The organism is Pauljensenia sp. C0170B4 (genome assembly GCF_056590235.1).
This window is the reverse complement of the sequence record NZ_JBWPVS010000002.1, coordinates 204,134-220,935: the sequence shown is the minus strand read 5'-3', so window position 1 is coordinate 220,935 and position 16,802 is coordinate 204,134. Positions and strand designations below refer to the sequence as shown.

Genomic DNA, 16,802 nt, shown 5'->3' with positions numbered 1-16,802 from the left:
GATTCATGAGATCACGGCAGTCGCCATGTCTGAGTGTACTCATTTGAACGCCCGCACTCACATCGCGTCCGTCCTGCGTCGTGCCGTTCAATTGGCGCCGTCGCTGCCGGAAGCTAGGCTAAAGGAATGGCGAAGTTGGATCAGTGGCGCCCTCGGACGAGCGACATTCCCACGCAGCCGGGAGTGTACCGATTTCGTGACGACCAGGGCCGCGTCATCTATGTCGGTAAAGCGAAAAACCTTCGCAACCGGCTGACCAACTATTTTCAGGATCCTCAGGTTCTGCACCCGCGCACCCGCCACATGGTTGCAACAGCTGCCAGCGTGCAGTGGACAGTTGTGTCCAACGAGATCGAGGCGCTCTCCCTGGAATTCACGTGGATCAAGGAATTCGACCCGCGATTCAACGTGATGTATCGCGATGACAAGTCCTATCCGTACCTTGCGGTGACGATGTCAGAAAAGTTTCCGCGCGTCCATATCACGCGGCAGTCACGCAGAAAAGGCACACGCTATTTTGGCCCCTACACGCAAGTGTGGGCGATCCGCGAAACCATCGACATGCTGCTGCGAGTTTTCCCTGTCAGAACATGTTCACCTGGTGTCTTCAAACGCTACCAGGCGCAGTGCAGGCCGTGTCTGCTGGGCGATATTGGCAAATGCTCTGCGCCGTGTGCCGGGCGCATCAGTGCCGACGCTCATCGCGAACTTGCGCAGAACCTGTGCGAGTTCATGCAGGGCAAGGCTGCGCCAGTCATTCGCTCCCTTGAGGCGCAGATGAAGCAGGCTGCCGCCGAACTCGACTTTGAGAAAGCCGCCAGGCTGCGTGACGATTTGAAAGCCATAACGACGGTGCTGGAGCGTAACACGATGGTCCTCGAGGACGGAACCGACGCTGACGTATTCGCCCTGGCGTGTGATGAACTGGACGCTGCCGTGTATGTCTTCCACGTGAGGGGAGGTCGCGTACGAGGCACACGCGGGTGGGTAGTGGACCGCGTCGACGATGCGAGCGAGGCAGATCTGATGAGCGCTCTGCTCGAGCAAGTCTACGGAGACGTTCCTCGCGCCGAACAGCCTTTACGAGGGCGGCCGCGCGGCCAGGCTGAAGCTCGATCCGTGGACGATGTGGCACATACTCCGACATCAACGCTTCCCCGGGAAGTTCTGGTGTCAGTGGAGCCTGCGGATCGCGACGCCCTGGAGAAGTGGCTCACCACGTTGCGCGGTGCGCGTGTGCGTGTGCGTGTGCCTCAGCGCGGAACCGCGGCTTCCTTGATGAAAACGGTGCAGGAAAACGCGCAGCAGTCGCTGGTTCTTCACCGCACGAAACGTGCCAGTGACCTCACCCAGCGGTCCCGGGCGCTCGAAGAACTGGCTGAGAACCTCGGCCTGGAAGCAGCACCGCTGCGTATCGAGTGCTACGACATTTCCCACACAGCCGGCCAGCAGCAGGTTGCTTCGATGGTGGTATTTGAAGATGGTGCCCCGCGTAAGTCGGACTACCGCACGTTTAACATCCGACCGCGCTCCGACGGCACACCGCCTGACGATACGGCGGCAATGACGCAGGTATTGCAGCGGCGCTTCACCCGCCTGCTGGCGGAAGAGGCCGGCATCGAAGGTGAAGACGATGATGGTGTGGAGTTCGCTACTGGGCCGATCGATCCGCACACGGGACGCCCTCGTCGATTTTCCTACCGGCCGGATCTTGTGGTGGTTGACGGCGCACTGGCGCAGGTGAACGCGGCCGAAAAGGCTTTAACGGGGGTGGGGGTTGACCTGCCGGTTGTAGGACTGGCCAAACGTCTGGAGGAAGTGTGGGTGCCTGGTGATGAGTTTCCACTGATTTTGCCTCGCACCTCGGCTGCTCTGTATTTGCTGCAGTATTTGCGCGATGAATCTCACCGTTTTGCGATTACGCACCATCGGCGTCGACGCACGAAAGCGCAGACGCGGTCTGTCCTGGACGGAATTGAGGGACTGGGGCCCGTACGTCAAAAAGCGTTGCTGGCTCATTTCGGCTCGGTGAAGCGCCTGCGGGCTGCCAGCGCTGAGCAGATTGAACAAGTCCAGGGTATCGGACCAGCATTGGCCGCTACTATTGTGGAATCGCTTGGCACTGACCGTGAGGAGACTCGCAATGACTGAATCGACGTCGCCCCTTCCTACACCGCTTCCGGCGCGGGTATTGCTGCTGGGATCGGGGGAACTGGGGCGTGAACTGACGATTTCGCTCAAGCGCCTGGGCGCCCATGTGACTGCGGTCGATGCCTATGCGCATGCTCCCGCGATGCAGGTTGCGGATGACTATCGTGTGATCGACATGAGCGATCCGGACTCTTTGCGTGACGTGCTCAGCAGCGTGCACGTTGACCTGATTGTGCCCGAACTGGAAGCAATTGCCACGCACGTGCTGGCCGAATTTGAACAGGCTGGGAGCGCACGCGTCGTTCCGAACGCGTTCGCGGTGCAGGCAACGATGGATCGCGAACGCATACGGAGCGTGGCGAGTGCTGTTCCAGGGGTGCGCACATCGAAGTTTCGCTTCGCATCCAGTGTCGACGAGGTGCGCAGCGCGCTGGAATATACGGGCGTACCGGCCTTCATTAAACCCACGATGTCCTCGTCGGGACATGGACAGTCGCGAGTTGAATCGGTTGACGAGGCTGAATCGGCGTGGACATATGCCCAGGACGATGCGCGGGCCACCACAGGGCGCGTCATCGTTGAGGAGGGCGTGACATTCGACTGTGAAATCACTCTGCTCACCGTGCGGTGGTGGGACGACGAGGCAGGCGAGGTTCGAACCAGCGTGTGTGAACCGATCGGTCACCGGCAGGTCAGCGGTGACTACGTTGAATCGTGGCAAAGCGCCGACATTTCACCGCGTGCACGTGAGCGAGCCGAGGAGATGGCTGTTGCCGTCACCGGCGCTCTGGCAGAGCGCGGGGCGGAGCCATGTCTGGGACTGTTTGGAGTGGAGTTCTTCATTCAGGGCGACGACGTGTGGTTCTCCGAGTTGTCACCGCGCCCACATGACACCGGCATGGTGACCATGATGACGCAGGACCAATCTGAATTCGACATTCATGCTCGCGCGATCCTTGGCCTGCCCGTCGACACGACGATGCGCCGCACTGGAGCATCTGCAGTTGTGAAGGCGCCACGAGCGTTCTCCCTTGCCGGTTACGAGGGTGTCGCCCGCGCGCTACGTGACGGAGGAGATTTGAGAATCTTCTCGAAATCCGCCACGCGTGCCGGCCGCAGGCTGGCGGTGGCGCTGGCATGGGGCGACTCGGTGCCGGAAGCACGTGAACGTGCTCAGGCGATTGCGAGCGAAGTGACGGTAGTCGAACGTGATGACTCAGCACAAAATACCGATGAAGATGGCATCCTAGTTTCATGACGACAACGCACAACAGTGACGACGTGGATCCGCTGACAGTTCCTCAGGGCATTCCACTGCTAGATCGTGACACGCCTCCGCCGGAAGAAGCGGAGGAGGACACGAACGAAGTCCTCATTATCACCGGCCGTTCAGGTGCTGGCCGCTCTCAGGCTGCGCGTGCGTTAGAGGACCTCGACTGGTACGTGGTCGATAATCTGCCTCCCTCGATGCTGCCGGCACTGGTCGGCATGATGTCTCCACGCGGAGGTGCGGGCGTACACCGCCTGGCCGCCGTGGTAGATGTGCGCTCAGGCGCCTTTTTCGCTGACTTGACATCCACACTGGAAAAGATGCGCGACAGCGGAATCATGTACCGCCTCATTTTCCTGGAAGCCAACGAACCGACACTGGTGCGCCGATATGAGTCGAACAGGAGGCCGCACCCTCTTCAAGGGGACGGGACACTACTGGACGGCATCACACGTGAAATGGAGTTGTTGGCACCGCTGCGCGAACACGCGGATGAAGTGATCGATACGTCCGCTATGTCAGTGCATGACCTGTCGCGACACATCCGCGACGTCATTGCAGGGGAAGGAGAGCGTCCCCTGCAGCTCACAGTTGAATCTTTCGGATTCAAGTACGGACTGCCGCTGGATGCCGACCATGTCGTGGACGTCCGCTTCCTGAAGAACCCGTACTGGGTGGGGGAGCTGCGCCACTTGACGGGGCGCGACGAACCGGTCGCACAGTATGTGCTCGATCAGCCCGGAGCTCGCGAATTTGCTGAGAATTATGTTGACCTGCTGCTGCCCATCATGGAGGGCTATGTCAGTGAGCTGAAGCCTTTCGTGACGATTGCCGTCGGGTGCACAGGTGGTCGGCACCGGTCGGTCGCGATCGCAGAACTGATCGCTCAGCGTTTCCGTAGCCACCAATTGACGGTGCGAGTCCTTCACCGCGACATAGGCAGGGACTGATTATGGCGGGATATCTGGATGCAGAAGGATGGGCACAGCGCGGTGAATCCGGCTCACGTGTCGTTGCTTTGGGGGGTGGACACGGGCTGTCCGCAACCCTGCGGGCTCTGCGACACATCACGCATCAGCTCACAGCGATCGTCACAGTAGCCGACGATGGGGGATCTTCAGGACGTCTGCGTTCTGAAACAGATCTTCTACCTCCAGGAGATCTGCGAATGGCTCTGGCCAGTTTGTGCGAGGAAACCGAATGGGGACTGACCTGGCGCGATGTGATGCAGCTGCGTCTGCGTACCAACGGGCCATTGAATGGCCATGCCCTTGGGAACCTGCTTATCTCCGGCCTGTGGCAGCTTCTGGGCGACCCCGTTGAGGGTTTGGAATGGGTCGGCCGGCTCCTGGGCGCTCAGGGCCGGGTCCTGCCGATGGCATCAGTTCCACTGGACATTGAAGCCGATATGGAAAACGAAGGCGAGCTGTACACGGTACGGGGCCAGTCACGCGTCGCCGTCGCGCCCGGACGTGTGCGCCACGTGCGCCTTATCCCTGAGGATCCGCCCGTCCCAGAGGCTGCAATGCACGCCATCCAGGAAGCTGAATGGGTCGTGCTCGGTCCAGGGTCGTGGTACACCTCGTTAATTCCGCACCTGCTGGTTTCACAGTTGCACCGGGCACTGGTCACAACAGATGCCCACAGGGCACTGGTCCTGAATCTGGCCCGCCAGCGTGGTGAAACAGACACGATGAGCGCTGCCGATCACGTGCGCGTCCTACGCGACCATGCACCTGATCTCAAGCTGGACGTTGTCATTGCCGACCCGACTGCCACGGATGATATTGATACGCTCATTCAGGCAGCGCAGGACGTGGGCGCTCGAGTCATGTTGCGCCAGGTGCGAACGGGCGACGGGAAGCCCCATCATGATCCGTTGCGTCTGGCTGCGGCTCTGCGAGATGCATTCGATGGATTCATGGGAGAGGTGGGACGATCGGAACCGTGGTTAGCATGAGCAGTTGTCATCAAGGCGCTCTACACGACACGAGGAGGCGATCATGTCTTTAACGATGGACATGAAAGAGGAGCTTGCTCACCTGGTTCCTGCACGTCAATCGACAATGGCGGCCGAGGCTGCTGTGATGCTCCGATTTGCCGGAGGTCTGCACCTCGTGTCTGGTCGAATTATCATCGAGGCTGAACTGGATTCCCCACTTGTCGCTCGACGCCTGCGAGCCTTCCTCACCTCGCTGTACGGTACGGAATCATCTGTCGTTGTCGTGTCAGGTGGTGCGCTGCGTCGCGGTGACCGATACGTGGTGCGCGTCGTCAAGGAAGCAGACGCCCTGGCACGCGTGACAGGACTGGTCGATCAACTGGGACGCCCGGTCAGAGGCTTGGCGCCGCACCTGGTCAGCGCCGGAAAAGACGAAGCAGCAGCAGGATGGCGAGGAGCCTTTCTGGCACGAGGATCCTTGCTGGAACCGGGTCGATCAACGTCGATGGAAGTGACCTGTCCCGGCCCTGAAGCGGCAATGGCCCTTGTCGGGTGTGCACGACGACTGGGAGCGACGGGGAAGTCGCGCGAAATCCGCGGAGCTGATCGGGTTGTCATCCGGGAGGCGGACTCGATTTCCACGCTCATCAATGCGATGGGTGCCGTCAAGACGTTTGAGGTGTGGAAAGAACGCCGCGAACGTCGCGAAGCGCGAGGCAGCGCCAACCGCCTGGCCAACTTTGATGATGCGAACCTTCGGCGCTCGGCTCGTGCGGCAGTAGCCGCAGGTGCCAGGGTTCGACGTGCCTTTGAGATTCTGGGCGACTCCGTGCCGCCGCATCTGCGTGAGGCGGGCGAACTGCGCATCCAATACCGCCAGGCTTCATTGGAAGAACTGGGTAAGCACATTGATCCACCCTTGACTAAGGACGCCGTGGCGGGGCGCATCCGTAGACTGCTGGCAATGGCCGATAAGGCTGCACACGAGCAGGGGATACCCGACACTGAGTCTGCACTCACGCTCGAAATGTTCGATGATTAGAAGTGTCACGAACAGCCTGTTCGCTTGACGCAAACTTCTTGTAGGCCATTCGACCCTGACTAAATGGCCTATGGGGTGTACATTGAAGAGTGCTTGAACCGCAGAAGTCTGCGGGCTGGATTGTGGTACCGAGCCCTATCCGGTTGCACGAAATACGTGCCCCTATATGGGGTACAAGCAGGAGGACTATAGTGACCATCCGCGTTGGAATCAACGGCTTCGGCCGCATCGGCCGCAACTTCTTCCGTGCCGCTCGTCAGCAGGGTGCGGATTTTGAAATCGTGGCAGTAAACGATCTGACCGATAACAAGACCCTCGCTCACTTGCTCAAGTTTGACTCCATCACGGGTCGTCTTGACGCAGAGGTGACCTACGACGAGGAGTCAATCTCCGTCGATGGAAAGAAGATTGTTGCTCTTGAAGAGCGCGATCCGGCCAACCTGCCGTGGAAGGACCTCGGCGTAGATGTCGTCGTCGAGTCCACCGGATTCTTTACAGACGGTGAGAAGGCAAAGGCCCACATCGAAGCCGGTGCCAAGAAGGTAATCATCTCCGCGCCTGGCAAGAACGTTGACGCCACATTCGTCATGGGCGTGAACAGCGACGACTACGACAACGAGAAGCACAACATCGTGTCGAACGCCTCGTGCACCACCAACTGCCTTGCTCCTCTGGCCAAGGTTCTCGATGAGGCTTTCGGAATCGATAGCGGCCTCATGGTGACCGTGCACGCCTACACCGGCGATCAGCGCATCCACGACGCACCGCACAAGGATCTGCGTCGCGCCCGCGCAGCAGCTCTGAACATCGTCCCGACCTCGACCGGTGCAGCCCGCGCCGTGTCCCTGGTTCTTCCTCAGCTGAAGGGCCGTCTGGACGGCTACGCAATGCGCGTCCCGGTTCCGACCGGCTCCGTCGTCGACCTCACCTTCATCCCGAAGAAGGATGGCGTCACCGCCGAAGACGTGAACGCAGCATGCAAGGCAGCCTCGACCGGCGAATTTGCCGAAGCGTTCAAGTACTCCGAGGATGAACTGGTTTCGACCGACATCACCGGCGATCCCCACACCTCCATCTTCGACTCGAAGCTGACCAAGGTCATTGACAACCAGATCAAGGTTGTCTCCTGGTACGACAACGAATGGGGCTACTCCAACAGCCTCGTTCGCCTGACCTCGAAGGTCGCGGCCGCGCTCTGAGCACGACGTTAGAATGAGGAGAGGCGCCCGCATGCATATCTCTGCGTGCGGGCGCCTTTTCCATGGTGGCTTAACGAGCCGCCCCCATCGACGAATTTGACATACGCTGCACTGCACAATCTAAGGGAGGTTCAATGAGGACCATAGAAACATTGGGTGACCTGCGCGGCAAGCGCGTCCTCGTCCGCTCGGACTTCAATGTCCCGATCAAGGACGGCGAAATCACCGACGACGGACGTATCCGGGCAGCTCTACCGACACTGAACAAGCTTGTTGACGAAGGAGCACGCATCCTCGTCATGGCACACATGGGTCGTCCAAAAGGCGAAGTGAAGCCTGAATTCTCACTCAAGCCTGTTGCCGCACGTCTGGCAGAGCTGATCGATGCCCCCGTGAGCCTCGCAGAGGACACAACGGGCCCCTCGGCACACGAAGCGGCGGACAAGATCCAGGACGGCGAAATCGTCCTGCTGGAGAATGTTCGATTCGACCCCCGCGAAACCTCCAAGGACGACGCAGAGCGCGAAGCCTTCGCCAAGGAAATGGCTGAACTGGCCGACGCATTCGTCTCCGACGGATTCGGCGTAGTCCACCGCAAGCAGGCATCCGTGTACGACATCGCCAAACTCCTGCCCTCCGCAGCTGGCCTCCTGGTCGTCAAGGAAATTGAATCCCTGTCACGCGTGACTGGCGATCCTGAGCGTCCCTACGCCGTTGTGCTGGGAGGCTCGAAAGTCTCCGACAAGCTCGGCGTCATCGAGAATCTGCTGACCAAGGCCGATATGCTGCTCATCGGCGGTGGCATGTCGTTCACCTTCCTGGCCGCGAAAGGCTACGAGGTGGGCAAGTCCCTGCTCGAGGAAGATCAGATCGATACAGTCAAGGAATACATCGACGAGGCCGACAAGCGCGGCGTCAAGCTGGTTCTCCCAGTCGACGTCGTTGCGGCGCCCGAATTCAAGGCTGACGCGCCGGCAACGGTTGTTGACGCCGACAAGATGCCCGCCGACCAGATGGGTCTGGACATCGGACCGAAGTCCGGCGAATTGTTCGCACAGACACTGGCCGAGGCCAAGACTGTGGCGTGGAACGGCCCGATGGGCGTATTCGAGTTCGAGGCATTCGCAGGGGGCACCCGCGCCGTGGCGCAGGCACTGTCATCAGGCTCAATGTTCTCGGTGGTCGGTGGCGGCGACTCGGCAGCAGCCGTTCGTCAACTCGGATTCGACGAATCCACTTTCTCTCACATTTCCACAGGCGGTGGAGCGTCCCTCGAACTCCTCGAAGGCAAGACTCTGCCCGGTATCGCAGTTCTGGAGGACTGAAACATGGCACGTACACCTTTGATGGCCGGAAACTGGAAGATGAACCTCAACCACCTTGAGGCTGTTCATTTGGTCCAGGGCCTCGCAATGGCGTTGGATGACGCGAATTTCACCTATGACGACGTTGAAGTTGTGGTCATCCCACCGTTTACCGATATCCGCTCCGTTCAGACTGTCGTTGAGGGTGACAACCTCAAGATCAAGTACGGCGCGCAGGACATCTCAACGCACGAATCCGGCGCATACACCGGTGAAGTGTCAGCTGAAATGCTCGCCAAGCTGGGTGTCAGCTATGTTGTCGTCGGCCACTCCGAACGTCGCGAATACCACGGCGAAAGCGATGCATTGGTGGGCGAGAAGGCCCGCGTTGCACTGGCAGCCGGGATGACCCCGATCATCTGCTGCGGTGAGGGCCTCGAGGTCCGCAAGGAAGGCCGTCACGTCGAGCACGTCCTGGCTCAGATCGACGGTGCACTCGATGGGATGGACGCCGAGCAGGCTGCCAAGATCGTCATTGCCTACGAGCCCATCTGGGCGATCGGCACCGGCGAGGTTGCGACACCTGAAGATGCCCAGGAGGTGTGCGGTGCGATCCGCGCACGTCTGGCAGAGCTGTACACACCGGAACTGGCTGACAGCGTCCGCGTTCTGTACGGCGGCTCCGTGAAGTCGACGAACGTTGCTGACATTATGGCTCAGCCTGATGTTGACGGCGGACTGGTCGGCGGCGCCTCTCTGAAGGCGGAGGAGTTCTCGAAGATCGCTCTGTACAAGAATGCCTGATCGGCTCGCGCCGGTCTTCTGACAGTTCGCCTGGCGCGCCCTACTCAGGACGGCCAGGCGAACTGCGGCAGAGATGTGAGGTAACGCGCCGCGCGCCCAACTGGTGTTGGACGGCCTTATACCACTACACTGCTTACTGTTGTCCCCAGCATGTGAATGGAAAACCAGTGACTGCTCTGAAAATAATCCTTGTCGTACTGACCGTTTTGGCCAGCATCCTGCTTGTATTGACAGTGCTGATGCACAAAGGGCGCGGCGGCGGCCTGTCAGATATGTTCGGCGGCGGCATTTCCACCACTGCGGGATCATCAGGCGTGGCAGAACGTAACCTGAATCGCATTACCTTGGCAATTCTGATCGTGTGGGTGGTGTGCATCGTAGCCTACGCGCTCCTGACCAAGATCACGGTCGCCAGCTAAGATACGACCTTACGCTCAAACTTTCAGTAATCGCACGTGAGACGTGAACGTCCCACGTGCGATTACTCTATTGACTGGGTGCGCGGGGACTGAGGCCACGACCCGGTGATTCAGCGAATTTCCAGGCCGCGCGCCGAATCCGTATCAAGCCAGAACGTGCTTCGATCGCGTGGAAGACCGGCAATCGGTCGATCCTGCTCATGCGCGCCCAACACCAGTGCCTCCGCCAGGGCGTCAGCCTTCGAATCACCGGGCGCGACAACCCAGATATCACGGGCACTGGCAATAGTCGACATCGGCAGCGACAGCCTCAGCGGCGGCATTTTCGGTGAATCGCGCACGACCAGAACAGGCGCGCCATCAGCTTCGTGCGTGCGGCCCGGGAAGAGGGAGGCAATGTGCCCATCCGGTCCCATCCCGATCAGCGCAAAGTCAAGCACCCCGTCACCGATATCTGAGCGCCACAGTTCTGCATAGTCCTCAGCCGCCTGATCGAGTCCCTGACCGCGGTCGGAGGGCATGGGACGCAGCTGAATACCGGGCAGTTGCGCGAACAGCGCGGATACGGCCTGCTGGTCATTACGCTCGGAGTGGGTGGCCTGAACGAAGCGTTCATCGACCCACCACACTCGAATATGCGACCAGTCGGCATCGAGGTCCTCCTCGTCAGCGATGATCGAGGCGAGATCGGCGAGAACGTCGTGCACGACGCCGCCTGCGATAGCCCACTCGAAGGGACGGTCAGCGCTGTGTTCACGCGCGTCCTGCACGAGGATTGGCAACAATTCGCGCGCAACAGCGCTGGCCAGATTCTTACGGTCAGAAGCGGTGACGATACGGGGCAGGGGAGAAGAAGTCATGACTGGTCCTTGCAATCGCGACGAACGTCGTGCAGGAAATTGCCGATCACGTGCTGATACATGAGGTCAGGATCCAAGCGTCTGAGTTCTTCCATCACGCAGTCCTGAATACTGCGCCGCGGAAGATTAACCGCAACAGGATCAAGACCCGAACGCTTGACATGCGCGACAGACGAGCCGGCAGGGCGCGTTAACGAGGCTTCCTCGGCATCATCAAACGTGAAGTGCACACCCGTAATGGTTTGAGCTGTCGGATCGGTGTCGACGCGTGCAGGAATACCCATCACATCGGCAAGCCACGCTGCCACTAGATACGACGACGGATGAGTGTGGTGGCCGCGAACGGTCACAGCGGTGGGTACCGACTTGAACCCCTCGACCATTGTGGCGATCAGTGCGCGCCACAACGTGACGCCGGACCACGCCAAGTCAGTGTCCCCAGGGGTGTACACCTCGGACAGGCGCAACAGTGTATCGATGGGCGTATCGGTCTCCCGTGAATCCGAAATGCGACGCACGGCCAGTCGCCCCAGCGGATGCTCGGCAGGATTTTCAGGCGGTATGCTGGGCCAGAACGTCACCACCGGCGTATCGGCCAGTAACAGCGGCATAACCAGGGTATCCAGATCCTGACCAGCGTCGCCGCGAGGCTCCAGGACGATGACTTCAGACGGCCCCTCGTCCTTGCCCATGCGAATCTGTGCATTGACCCGCGGGGAGCTGGAGCGTTCTGCCTGCACCGGCTCCACCACCACGATGACGCGGCAGGGATGCTCGTGAGAAGCAGCCTGCGAAATTTCAATCGCATGGTCAACGTCGATCCGGTCGTCAACCACGACGATCAGCGTCAACACGCGGCCCAGCGCCGAAGCCCCCTGTTCCTGACGAATCTGCAGAAGCTGCGAGGCGATATCGAGGGCTGATGTGTCGTTGAGGGTGATAATCACGGCAACCTCCAAGCGCGGCTGGAGCGGGCCAGCATCTGGTGAGCTGATTCAGGTCCCCATGTTCCGGGACGATACTGGTCGGGAGGGCCCTGCTGTGCCCAGAAATCCAGCACCGGATCGAGGATTTTCCACGAGGCCTCAACCTCATCCTGATCGGGGAACAGTGGCGCGGAGCCGACCAGCGCATCAAGGATGAGGCGCTCGTAGGCTTCCGGGGAATCCTCAGTGAACGCATGGCCGTAGCCAAAATCCATCGTCACGTCGCGCACTTGCATCTCTGTTGCGGGAACCTTCGCACCGAAACGAATCGTCATTCCCTCATCGGGCTGGATACGGATGACGAGGACGTTGTGCCCGGTTTCTCCCATCTCAAAGTGCTGGAACGGGACGTGCGAGGCACGTTTGAAGACAACTGCAATCTCCGTGACACGTTTGCCCAGGCGCTTGCCCGTACGCAGATAGAACGGAACACCAGCCCACCGGCGTGTATCGACGTGCAATGTCAATGCGGCATATGTTTCGGTGTGCGAATCGGCGGGAATATTGTCCTCGTCGAGATACCCCTTGACAAATTGACCGGCTTGCCAACCTGACTGGTATTGACCGCGTGCTGTTGAGGTCGCCAGATCCTCGGGCAGACGAATAGCGGACAGGACCTTCAGCTTTTCGGCCCTGAGCACCTCAGGCGACAAGTTGATGGGCTCCTCCATCGCGGTGAGCGCCACGAGCTGAAGCAGATGGTTCTGGATGACGTCCCTGGCCGCGCCAATACCGTCGTAATAGCCGGCGCGAGTACCGATGCCGATATCCTCCGCCATCGTGATCTGCACGTGATCCACATAATGCGCATTCCACAGTGGTTCGAACATCGTGTTGGCGAAACGCATCGCCAGAATGTTCTGAACGGTTTCCTTGCCCAAATAGTGGTCGATACGGAACACGTCCTGCTCATCGAAGACGCGCGAGACTGCGTCCGACAGTTCGCGGGCAGATTCGAGGTCGTGACCGAATGGCTTTTCGATGATCACCCGGCGCCACTCACTATCCTGACGCTCGTTCAGACCAGTGTTCGCTAGGTGCTGACAGACAACCGGGAACCACTTGGGGGGAATGGACAAGTAGAAGGCGTGATTACCGCCGGTGCCGCGGGATTCATCAAGTTCACGCACCGTCCGCGCCAGTTCCTCGTATGCGTCAGTGTCGTCGAATGAGCCGGACACGAAGCGCAAGCCGGATGCAAAATGCTTCCATGTTCCCTCGTCGAGCCTTGTTCGAGAGTGCTGCTCAATAGAGGTGCGCGCGAAGTCTTCAAAATCCTCACGATCCCACTCACGTCTGCCGAATCCGGTCAGCGCGAACGCAGGGTTGAGGAGGCCGCGGTGTGCCAGGTCGTAGATAGCGGGCAGCAACTTCGTGCGCGCCAGATCACCGGTAATGCCGAAAACGACTAGGCCGCAAGGAGGCGCAATTCGGGGCAGCCTCCGATCCATGGAGCTTCGTATCTGCATCGTCGCGTCATCCGATGAAGGGTCCATGCACACTCCTCAATCGATCATGTGTCAGGTCACCATCGTATCGAGATCGCCGTGATTCAGCTTGTCATGCCCACGACATGATCGACGCGGGGCTTCGGCCATGTGCCGTCACCCCGCGCCGATACCTCATGTCAGCAGAAAGCAGTGTTACTTCGCTGCAGCATCCAGTGATTCGTGAGCAGCGCTCACCACTGCCTCAGCAGTGAAGCCGAACTCCTCGAACAGGCGGGCGCCATCAGCGGACTCACCGAAGTGCTCGATGCACACGGCTCGGCCTGCGTCACCGATCCAGCGGTGCCACGGCATCGCAATGCCAGCCTCGACGGAGACGCGGGCACGCACACTGCTGGGTAGGACCGATTCCTTGTAATCCTCGTCCTGCTCGTCGAACCATTCCATACAGGGAACCGACACGACGCGCACGCTGCGACCTTCTTCGCGCAACGTGGCAGCAGCGTCAAGGGCGATTGACACCTCAGAACCCGATGCCAGGAGGATGACATCCGGATCGCCGTCACAGCTCAGCACATAGGCGCCGCGATCCAGGCCCTCCGCAGCGGCCAGGCCGGCCTCGTCGCCGCGGGCAGGGTTTGGCAGACCCTGACGCGACAAGATCAGCGCGGCGGGGTGCTGACGTTCCAGGATCGACTTCCATGCCTGAGCCGTTTCTGCAGCATCCGCCGGACGCACAACCGCGAGGTTCGGGATCGCGCGGCAGGCTGCCAGATGCTCGATGGGCTGGTGCGTCGGGCCGTCTTCGCCCACACCGATCGAATCGTGGGTCCACACGTAGGTCACGGGCAGATCCATGATGGACGCCAGGCGCACCGCACCGCGCATGAAATCCGAAAAGACGAAGAATGTCGCACCGTACACGCGGGTGAGGTGATCGGCGGCAATACCGTTCATCACGGCACCCATGCCGAACTCGCGTACACCGAAGTGCAGGTTACGGCCAAACGGGTTGCCCGGGAACTTCTCAGAGGAGCGATCCTCGGGAAGGAATGACGGGTAGCCGTCCATGTAGGTGTTGTTCGATCCTGCCAGATCAGCGGAACCGCCCCACAGTTCAGGCAAAACGTCCTTGATGGCGTTGAGTACCTGACCGGAGGCTGCACGAGTGGCCAGTGCTTTGCCTTCTTCGAACACGGGCAGGACTGATTCCCACCCATCCGGAAGGGCGCCCGCCAGGACACGGTCCAGCATCGCTGCGCGTTCAGGCTGGGCCTCACGCCACGCGTTGAAACGTTCATCCCACTGCTCACGTGCCTCACGTGCGCGCTTCGCGGTGGCTTCCCGCACTGCCTTGACGGCTTCTTCATCGGCGGCAAACATCGCCTCTGGATCAAAGCCGAGCGCTTCCTTCAGGCCGCGCAGCGCTTCATCCCCCAGCTTGGATCCGTGGATCCCGCCGGTGTTCTGCTTCTTCGGAGTCGGCCAGCCGATGATGGTGCGCAGCGCAATGATGGAGGGACGGTCGGTGACCTTCTCAGCTTCATTCAGTGCATGATCCAGGGCCTGGATGTCTTCGACGTAGGAGCCATCATCCTTGAGCCAGTCAACGCGCTGGACATGCCAGCCGTAGGATTCGTAGCGCGCCAGAACGTCCTCGTTGAACGCGATATTCGTGTCGTCTTCAATTGAGATGTGGTTGTCGTCGTAAATAACCGTCAGGTTGCCCAGACGCTGCGTTCCGGCCAATGAGGCGGCCTCAGACTGGACGCCTTCCTGCATGCAACCGTCACCTGCAATGACGTACACGTTGTGATCGAAGACGGATTCACCCATCGGTGTTTCCGGATCATACAGGCCGTGGCTGCGGCGAGCCGACATGGCGAAACCGACGGCCGCACCGATGCCGGTGCCCAGCGGTCCAGTGGTCACTTCCACGCCCTTGGTGTGCTTGAATTCGGGGTGACCGGGCGTCTTCGATTTAAACGTGCGCAGTGACTTCAGATCCTCCAGTTCCAAGTCCATGCCAGCCAGATACAGCTGCACGTACTGTGTCAGCGACGAATGGCCTGCTGACAGGACGAAACGGTCGCGGCCCAGCCAATGCTCATCAGTTGGGTCAAACTTCATATGGCGCTGGTAGAGCAGATACGCGGCAGGTGCCAGCGAAATAGCGGTGCCTGGGTGGCCATTGCCCACTTTCTCCACGGCATCGGCTGCTAGCACGCGGGCAGTCGCAATTGCTCGATCATCGATTGAGTCCCACTTCAATGTCACAACATCCTCCAGAATTTCTGCGCCCCAACGTTGAGCGACGCAGGTCAGAACAACACTGATATTGGCTGCAGGATTAGTCTACGTGAATACTGCGATCCCTGACGAGGACTTTCAGCCGCGCACCTGGGCCTGATCGTCTAGCATTCACACGTGGACGCTTTGGACAGTATTGCCGAGGAGTGGCTGAGCTACCTGCAGGTGGAAAAAGGCGCATCGGTGCACACGGTGACGAATTATCGCCGGGACATCGAGGGCTATATTCAGGCCTTGCATCAACGTGGGGTCACGGATCTGAAGGCGGTCACCCCCGACAACGTCGCAGATTATCTGTCCACCCTGTCCCATCCTCACGGTAAAACGGCACCGAAGGCTCCCTCGTCAATTGCGCGCGCACTGGCAGCGATTCGAGGGTTTCATCGTTTCGCGATCCGTGAAAAATACGGTACGGTCGACCCGACGCAGGATGTGCACTCACCGAAAATGGGGGAGCGCCTGCCCAAAGCCCTCAGTATTGACGAGGTGACACGCCTGCTGGATATGGCGGCGCGCGACGACTCGGCGCGCGGCATTCGAGACCATGCGCTGCTCGAAGTCCTCTACGCCACCGGGGCACGCGTGTCAGAGGCTTTGGCAATGGCTGTCGATGACATCGACCTGGATGAGGAACTACCGATCGTGCGTCTGTTCGGCAAGGGACGCAAGGAACGCCTGGTACCGGTGGGACACGCTGCACGTCAGGCAGTGGGCAATTATCTGGTGCGTGCTCGCCCGGAGCTTGCCTCCCGAGGACGAGGCGATTCGCATTTGTTCCTGAATTTACGAGGGCGACCCATGTCGCGCCAATCGGCGTGGGAATCGATTCAACGGGTCGCTCGTGAGGCCGGCCTGGAATCGAAAGTATCGCCCCACACTCTGCGTCATTCCTTTGCCACGCATCTGCTGGAGGGCGGAGCGAGCGTGCGTGACGTGCAGGAACTGCTCGGACATGCCAGCGTTCAGACCACGCAGATCTATACCCGGTTGACGGCGACGACGCTGCGTGAAGTGTACCGATCCGCTCATCCACGTGCCCAGCTGCGCAACTGACGCGGCACAATGAA

14 protein-coding genes are annotated in these 16,802 nt (G+C 60.0%); 10 read left to right on the top strand and 4 right to left on the bottom strand.

The genetic code is table 11. The annotated features are described in order from the left end of the window. Nucleotides 1–126: 126 nt before the first annotated feature. The 9 genes from uvrC to secG all read left to right on the top strand — a co-directional run bounded on the left by uvrC (nt 127) and on the right by secG (nt 10,131). A complete protein-coding gene (gene uvrC, locus AC1EJ1_RS03480) occupies nt 127–2,151 on the top strand; it encodes an excinuclease ABC subunit UvrC (protein ID WP_058236664.1) in 2,025 nt (674 codons plus the stop codon). Next, nucleotides 2,144–3,409: a formate-dependent phosphoribosylglycinamide formyltransferase gene (gene purT, locus AC1EJ1_RS03475; RefSeq protein ID WP_285014107.1), complete on the top strand. Its 1,266-nt coding sequence runs from the start codon at nt 2,144–2,146 to the stop codon at nt 3,407–3,409. The genes uvrC and purT overlap by 8 nt, the downstream gene beginning before the upstream one ends. Then, the gene (gene rapZ, locus AC1EJ1_RS03470; protein WP_058236666.1) at nt 3,406–4,371 is read left to right on the top strand and encodes an RNase adapter RapZ; all 966 of its coding nucleotides are present in this window, start codon (nt 3,406–3,408) and stop codon (nt 4,369–4,371) included. The genes purT and rapZ overlap by 4 nt, the downstream gene beginning before the upstream one ends. A 2-nt stretch (nt 4,372–4,373) precedes the next feature. After that, nucleotides 4,374–5,381, top strand: a complete 1,008-nt coding sequence (locus AC1EJ1_RS03465) for a gluconeogenesis factor YvcK family protein (protein WP_070727155.1) — start codon at nt 4,374–4,376, stop codon at nt 5,379–5,381. Between the two features lie 43 nt (nt 5,382–5,424). Next, the gene (gene whiA / locus AC1EJ1_RS03460) at nt 5,425–6,405 is read left to right on the top strand and encodes a DNA-binding protein WhiA (RefSeq protein ID WP_058236668.1); all 981 of its coding nucleotides are present in this window, start codon (nt 5,425–5,427) and stop codon (nt 6,403–6,405) included. Between the two features lie 191 nt (nt 6,406–6,596). Further along, nucleotides 6,597–7,604, top strand: a complete 1,008-nt coding sequence (gene gap / locus AC1EJ1_RS03455) for a type I glyceraldehyde-3-phosphate dehydrogenase (RefSeq protein WP_285014106.1) — start codon at nt 6,597–6,599, stop codon at nt 7,602–7,604. A 134-nt stretch (nt 7,605–7,738) separates the two neighbouring features. Next, nucleotides 7,739–8,929 carry a phosphoglycerate kinase gene (locus tag AC1EJ1_RS03450; protein ID WP_285014105.1) on the top strand — a complete coding sequence of 397 codons (1,191 nt, stop codon included), beginning with the start codon at nt 7,739–7,741 and terminating at the stop codon, nt 8,927–8,929. A gap of 3 nt (nt 8,930–8,932) precedes the next feature. Then, nucleotides 8,933–9,712: a triose-phosphate isomerase gene (tpiA, locus tag AC1EJ1_RS03445; RefSeq protein WP_058236671.1), complete on the top strand. Its 780-nt coding sequence runs from the start codon at nt 8,933–8,935 to the stop codon at nt 9,710–9,712. 167 nt (nt 9,713–9,879) lie between these two features. Then, a complete protein-coding gene (gene secG, locus AC1EJ1_RS03440) occupies nt 9,880–10,131 on the top strand; it encodes a preprotein translocase subunit SecG (protein WP_058236672.1) in 252 nt (83 codons plus the stop codon). Between the two features lie 110 nt (nt 10,132–10,241). On the opposite strand, the gene pgl is transcribed toward secG, so the two are convergent. The 4 genes from pgl to tkt all read right to left on the bottom strand — a co-directional run bounded on the left by pgl (nt 10,242) and on the right by tkt (nt 15,702). After that, complete coding sequence (gene pgl / locus AC1EJ1_RS03435; RefSeq protein WP_285014104.1) at nt 10,242–10,991, bottom strand: 6-phosphogluconolactonase; 750 nt, start codon at nt 10,989–10,991, stop codon at nt 10,242–10,244. Then, entirely contained in the window at nt 10,988–11,938 is a 951-nt protein-coding gene (locus AC1EJ1_RS03430) for a glucose-6-phosphate dehydrogenase assembly protein OpcA (protein ID WP_285014103.1), read from the bottom strand. The genes pgl and AC1EJ1_RS03430 overlap by 4 nt, the downstream gene beginning before the upstream one ends. Then, nucleotides 11,935–13,473, bottom strand: a complete 1,539-nt coding sequence (gene zwf / locus AC1EJ1_RS03425; protein WP_285014102.1) for a glucose-6-phosphate dehydrogenase — start codon at nt 13,471–13,473, stop codon at nt 11,935–11,937. Before zwf ends, AC1EJ1_RS03430 begins: the two co-directional genes overlap by 4 nt. Before the next feature lie 147 nt (nt 13,474–13,620). Beyond that, nucleotides 13,621–15,702: a transketolase gene (tkt, locus tag AC1EJ1_RS03420; RefSeq protein ID WP_480295326.1), complete on the bottom strand. Its 2,082-nt coding sequence runs from the start codon at nt 15,700–15,702 to the stop codon at nt 13,621–13,623. A 150-nt stretch (nt 15,703–15,852) separates the two neighbouring features. Here tkt and xerD point away from each other — a divergent pair, with 150 nt between their 5' ends. Next, nucleotides 15,853–16,788, top strand: a complete 936-nt coding sequence (gene xerD, locus AC1EJ1_RS03415; RefSeq protein ID WP_285014100.1) for a site-specific tyrosine recombinase XerD — start codon at nt 15,853–15,855, stop codon at nt 16,786–16,788. Nucleotides 16,789–16,802: the final 14 nt, after the last annotated feature.

Coding starts and splice junctions, on each gene's coding strand:
- uvrC (WP_058236664.1), top strand. CDS start 127: ATGGCGAAGTTGGATCAGTGGCGCCCTCGGACGAGCGACATTCCCACG.
- purT (WP_285014107.1), top strand. CDS start 2,144: ATGACTGAATCGACGTCGCCCCTTCCTACACCGCTTCCGGCGCGGGTA.
- rapZ (WP_058236666.1), top strand. CDS start 3,406: ATGACGACAACGCACAACAGTGACGACGTGGATCCGCTGACAGTTCCT.
- AC1EJ1_RS03465 (WP_070727155.1), top strand. CDS start 4,374: ATGGCGGGATATCTGGATGCAGAAGGATGGGCACAGCGCGGTGAATCC.
- whiA (WP_058236668.1), top strand. CDS start 5,425: ATGTCTTTAACGATGGACATGAAAGAGGAGCTTGCTCACCTGGTTCCT.
- AC1EJ1_RS03450 (WP_285014105.1), top strand. CDS start 7,739: ATGAGGACCATAGAAACATTGGGTGACCTGCGCGGCAAGCGCGTCCTC.
- tpiA (WP_058236671.1), top strand. CDS start 8,933: ATGGCACGTACACCTTTGATGGCCGGAAACTGGAAGATGAACCTCAAC.
- pgl (WP_285014104.1), bottom strand. CDS start 10,991: ATGACTTCTTCTCCCCTGCCCCGTATCGTCACCGCTTCTGACCGTAAG.
- zwf (WP_285014102.1), bottom strand. CDS start 13,473: ATGGACCCTTCATCGGATGACGCGACGATGCAGATACGAAGCTCCATG.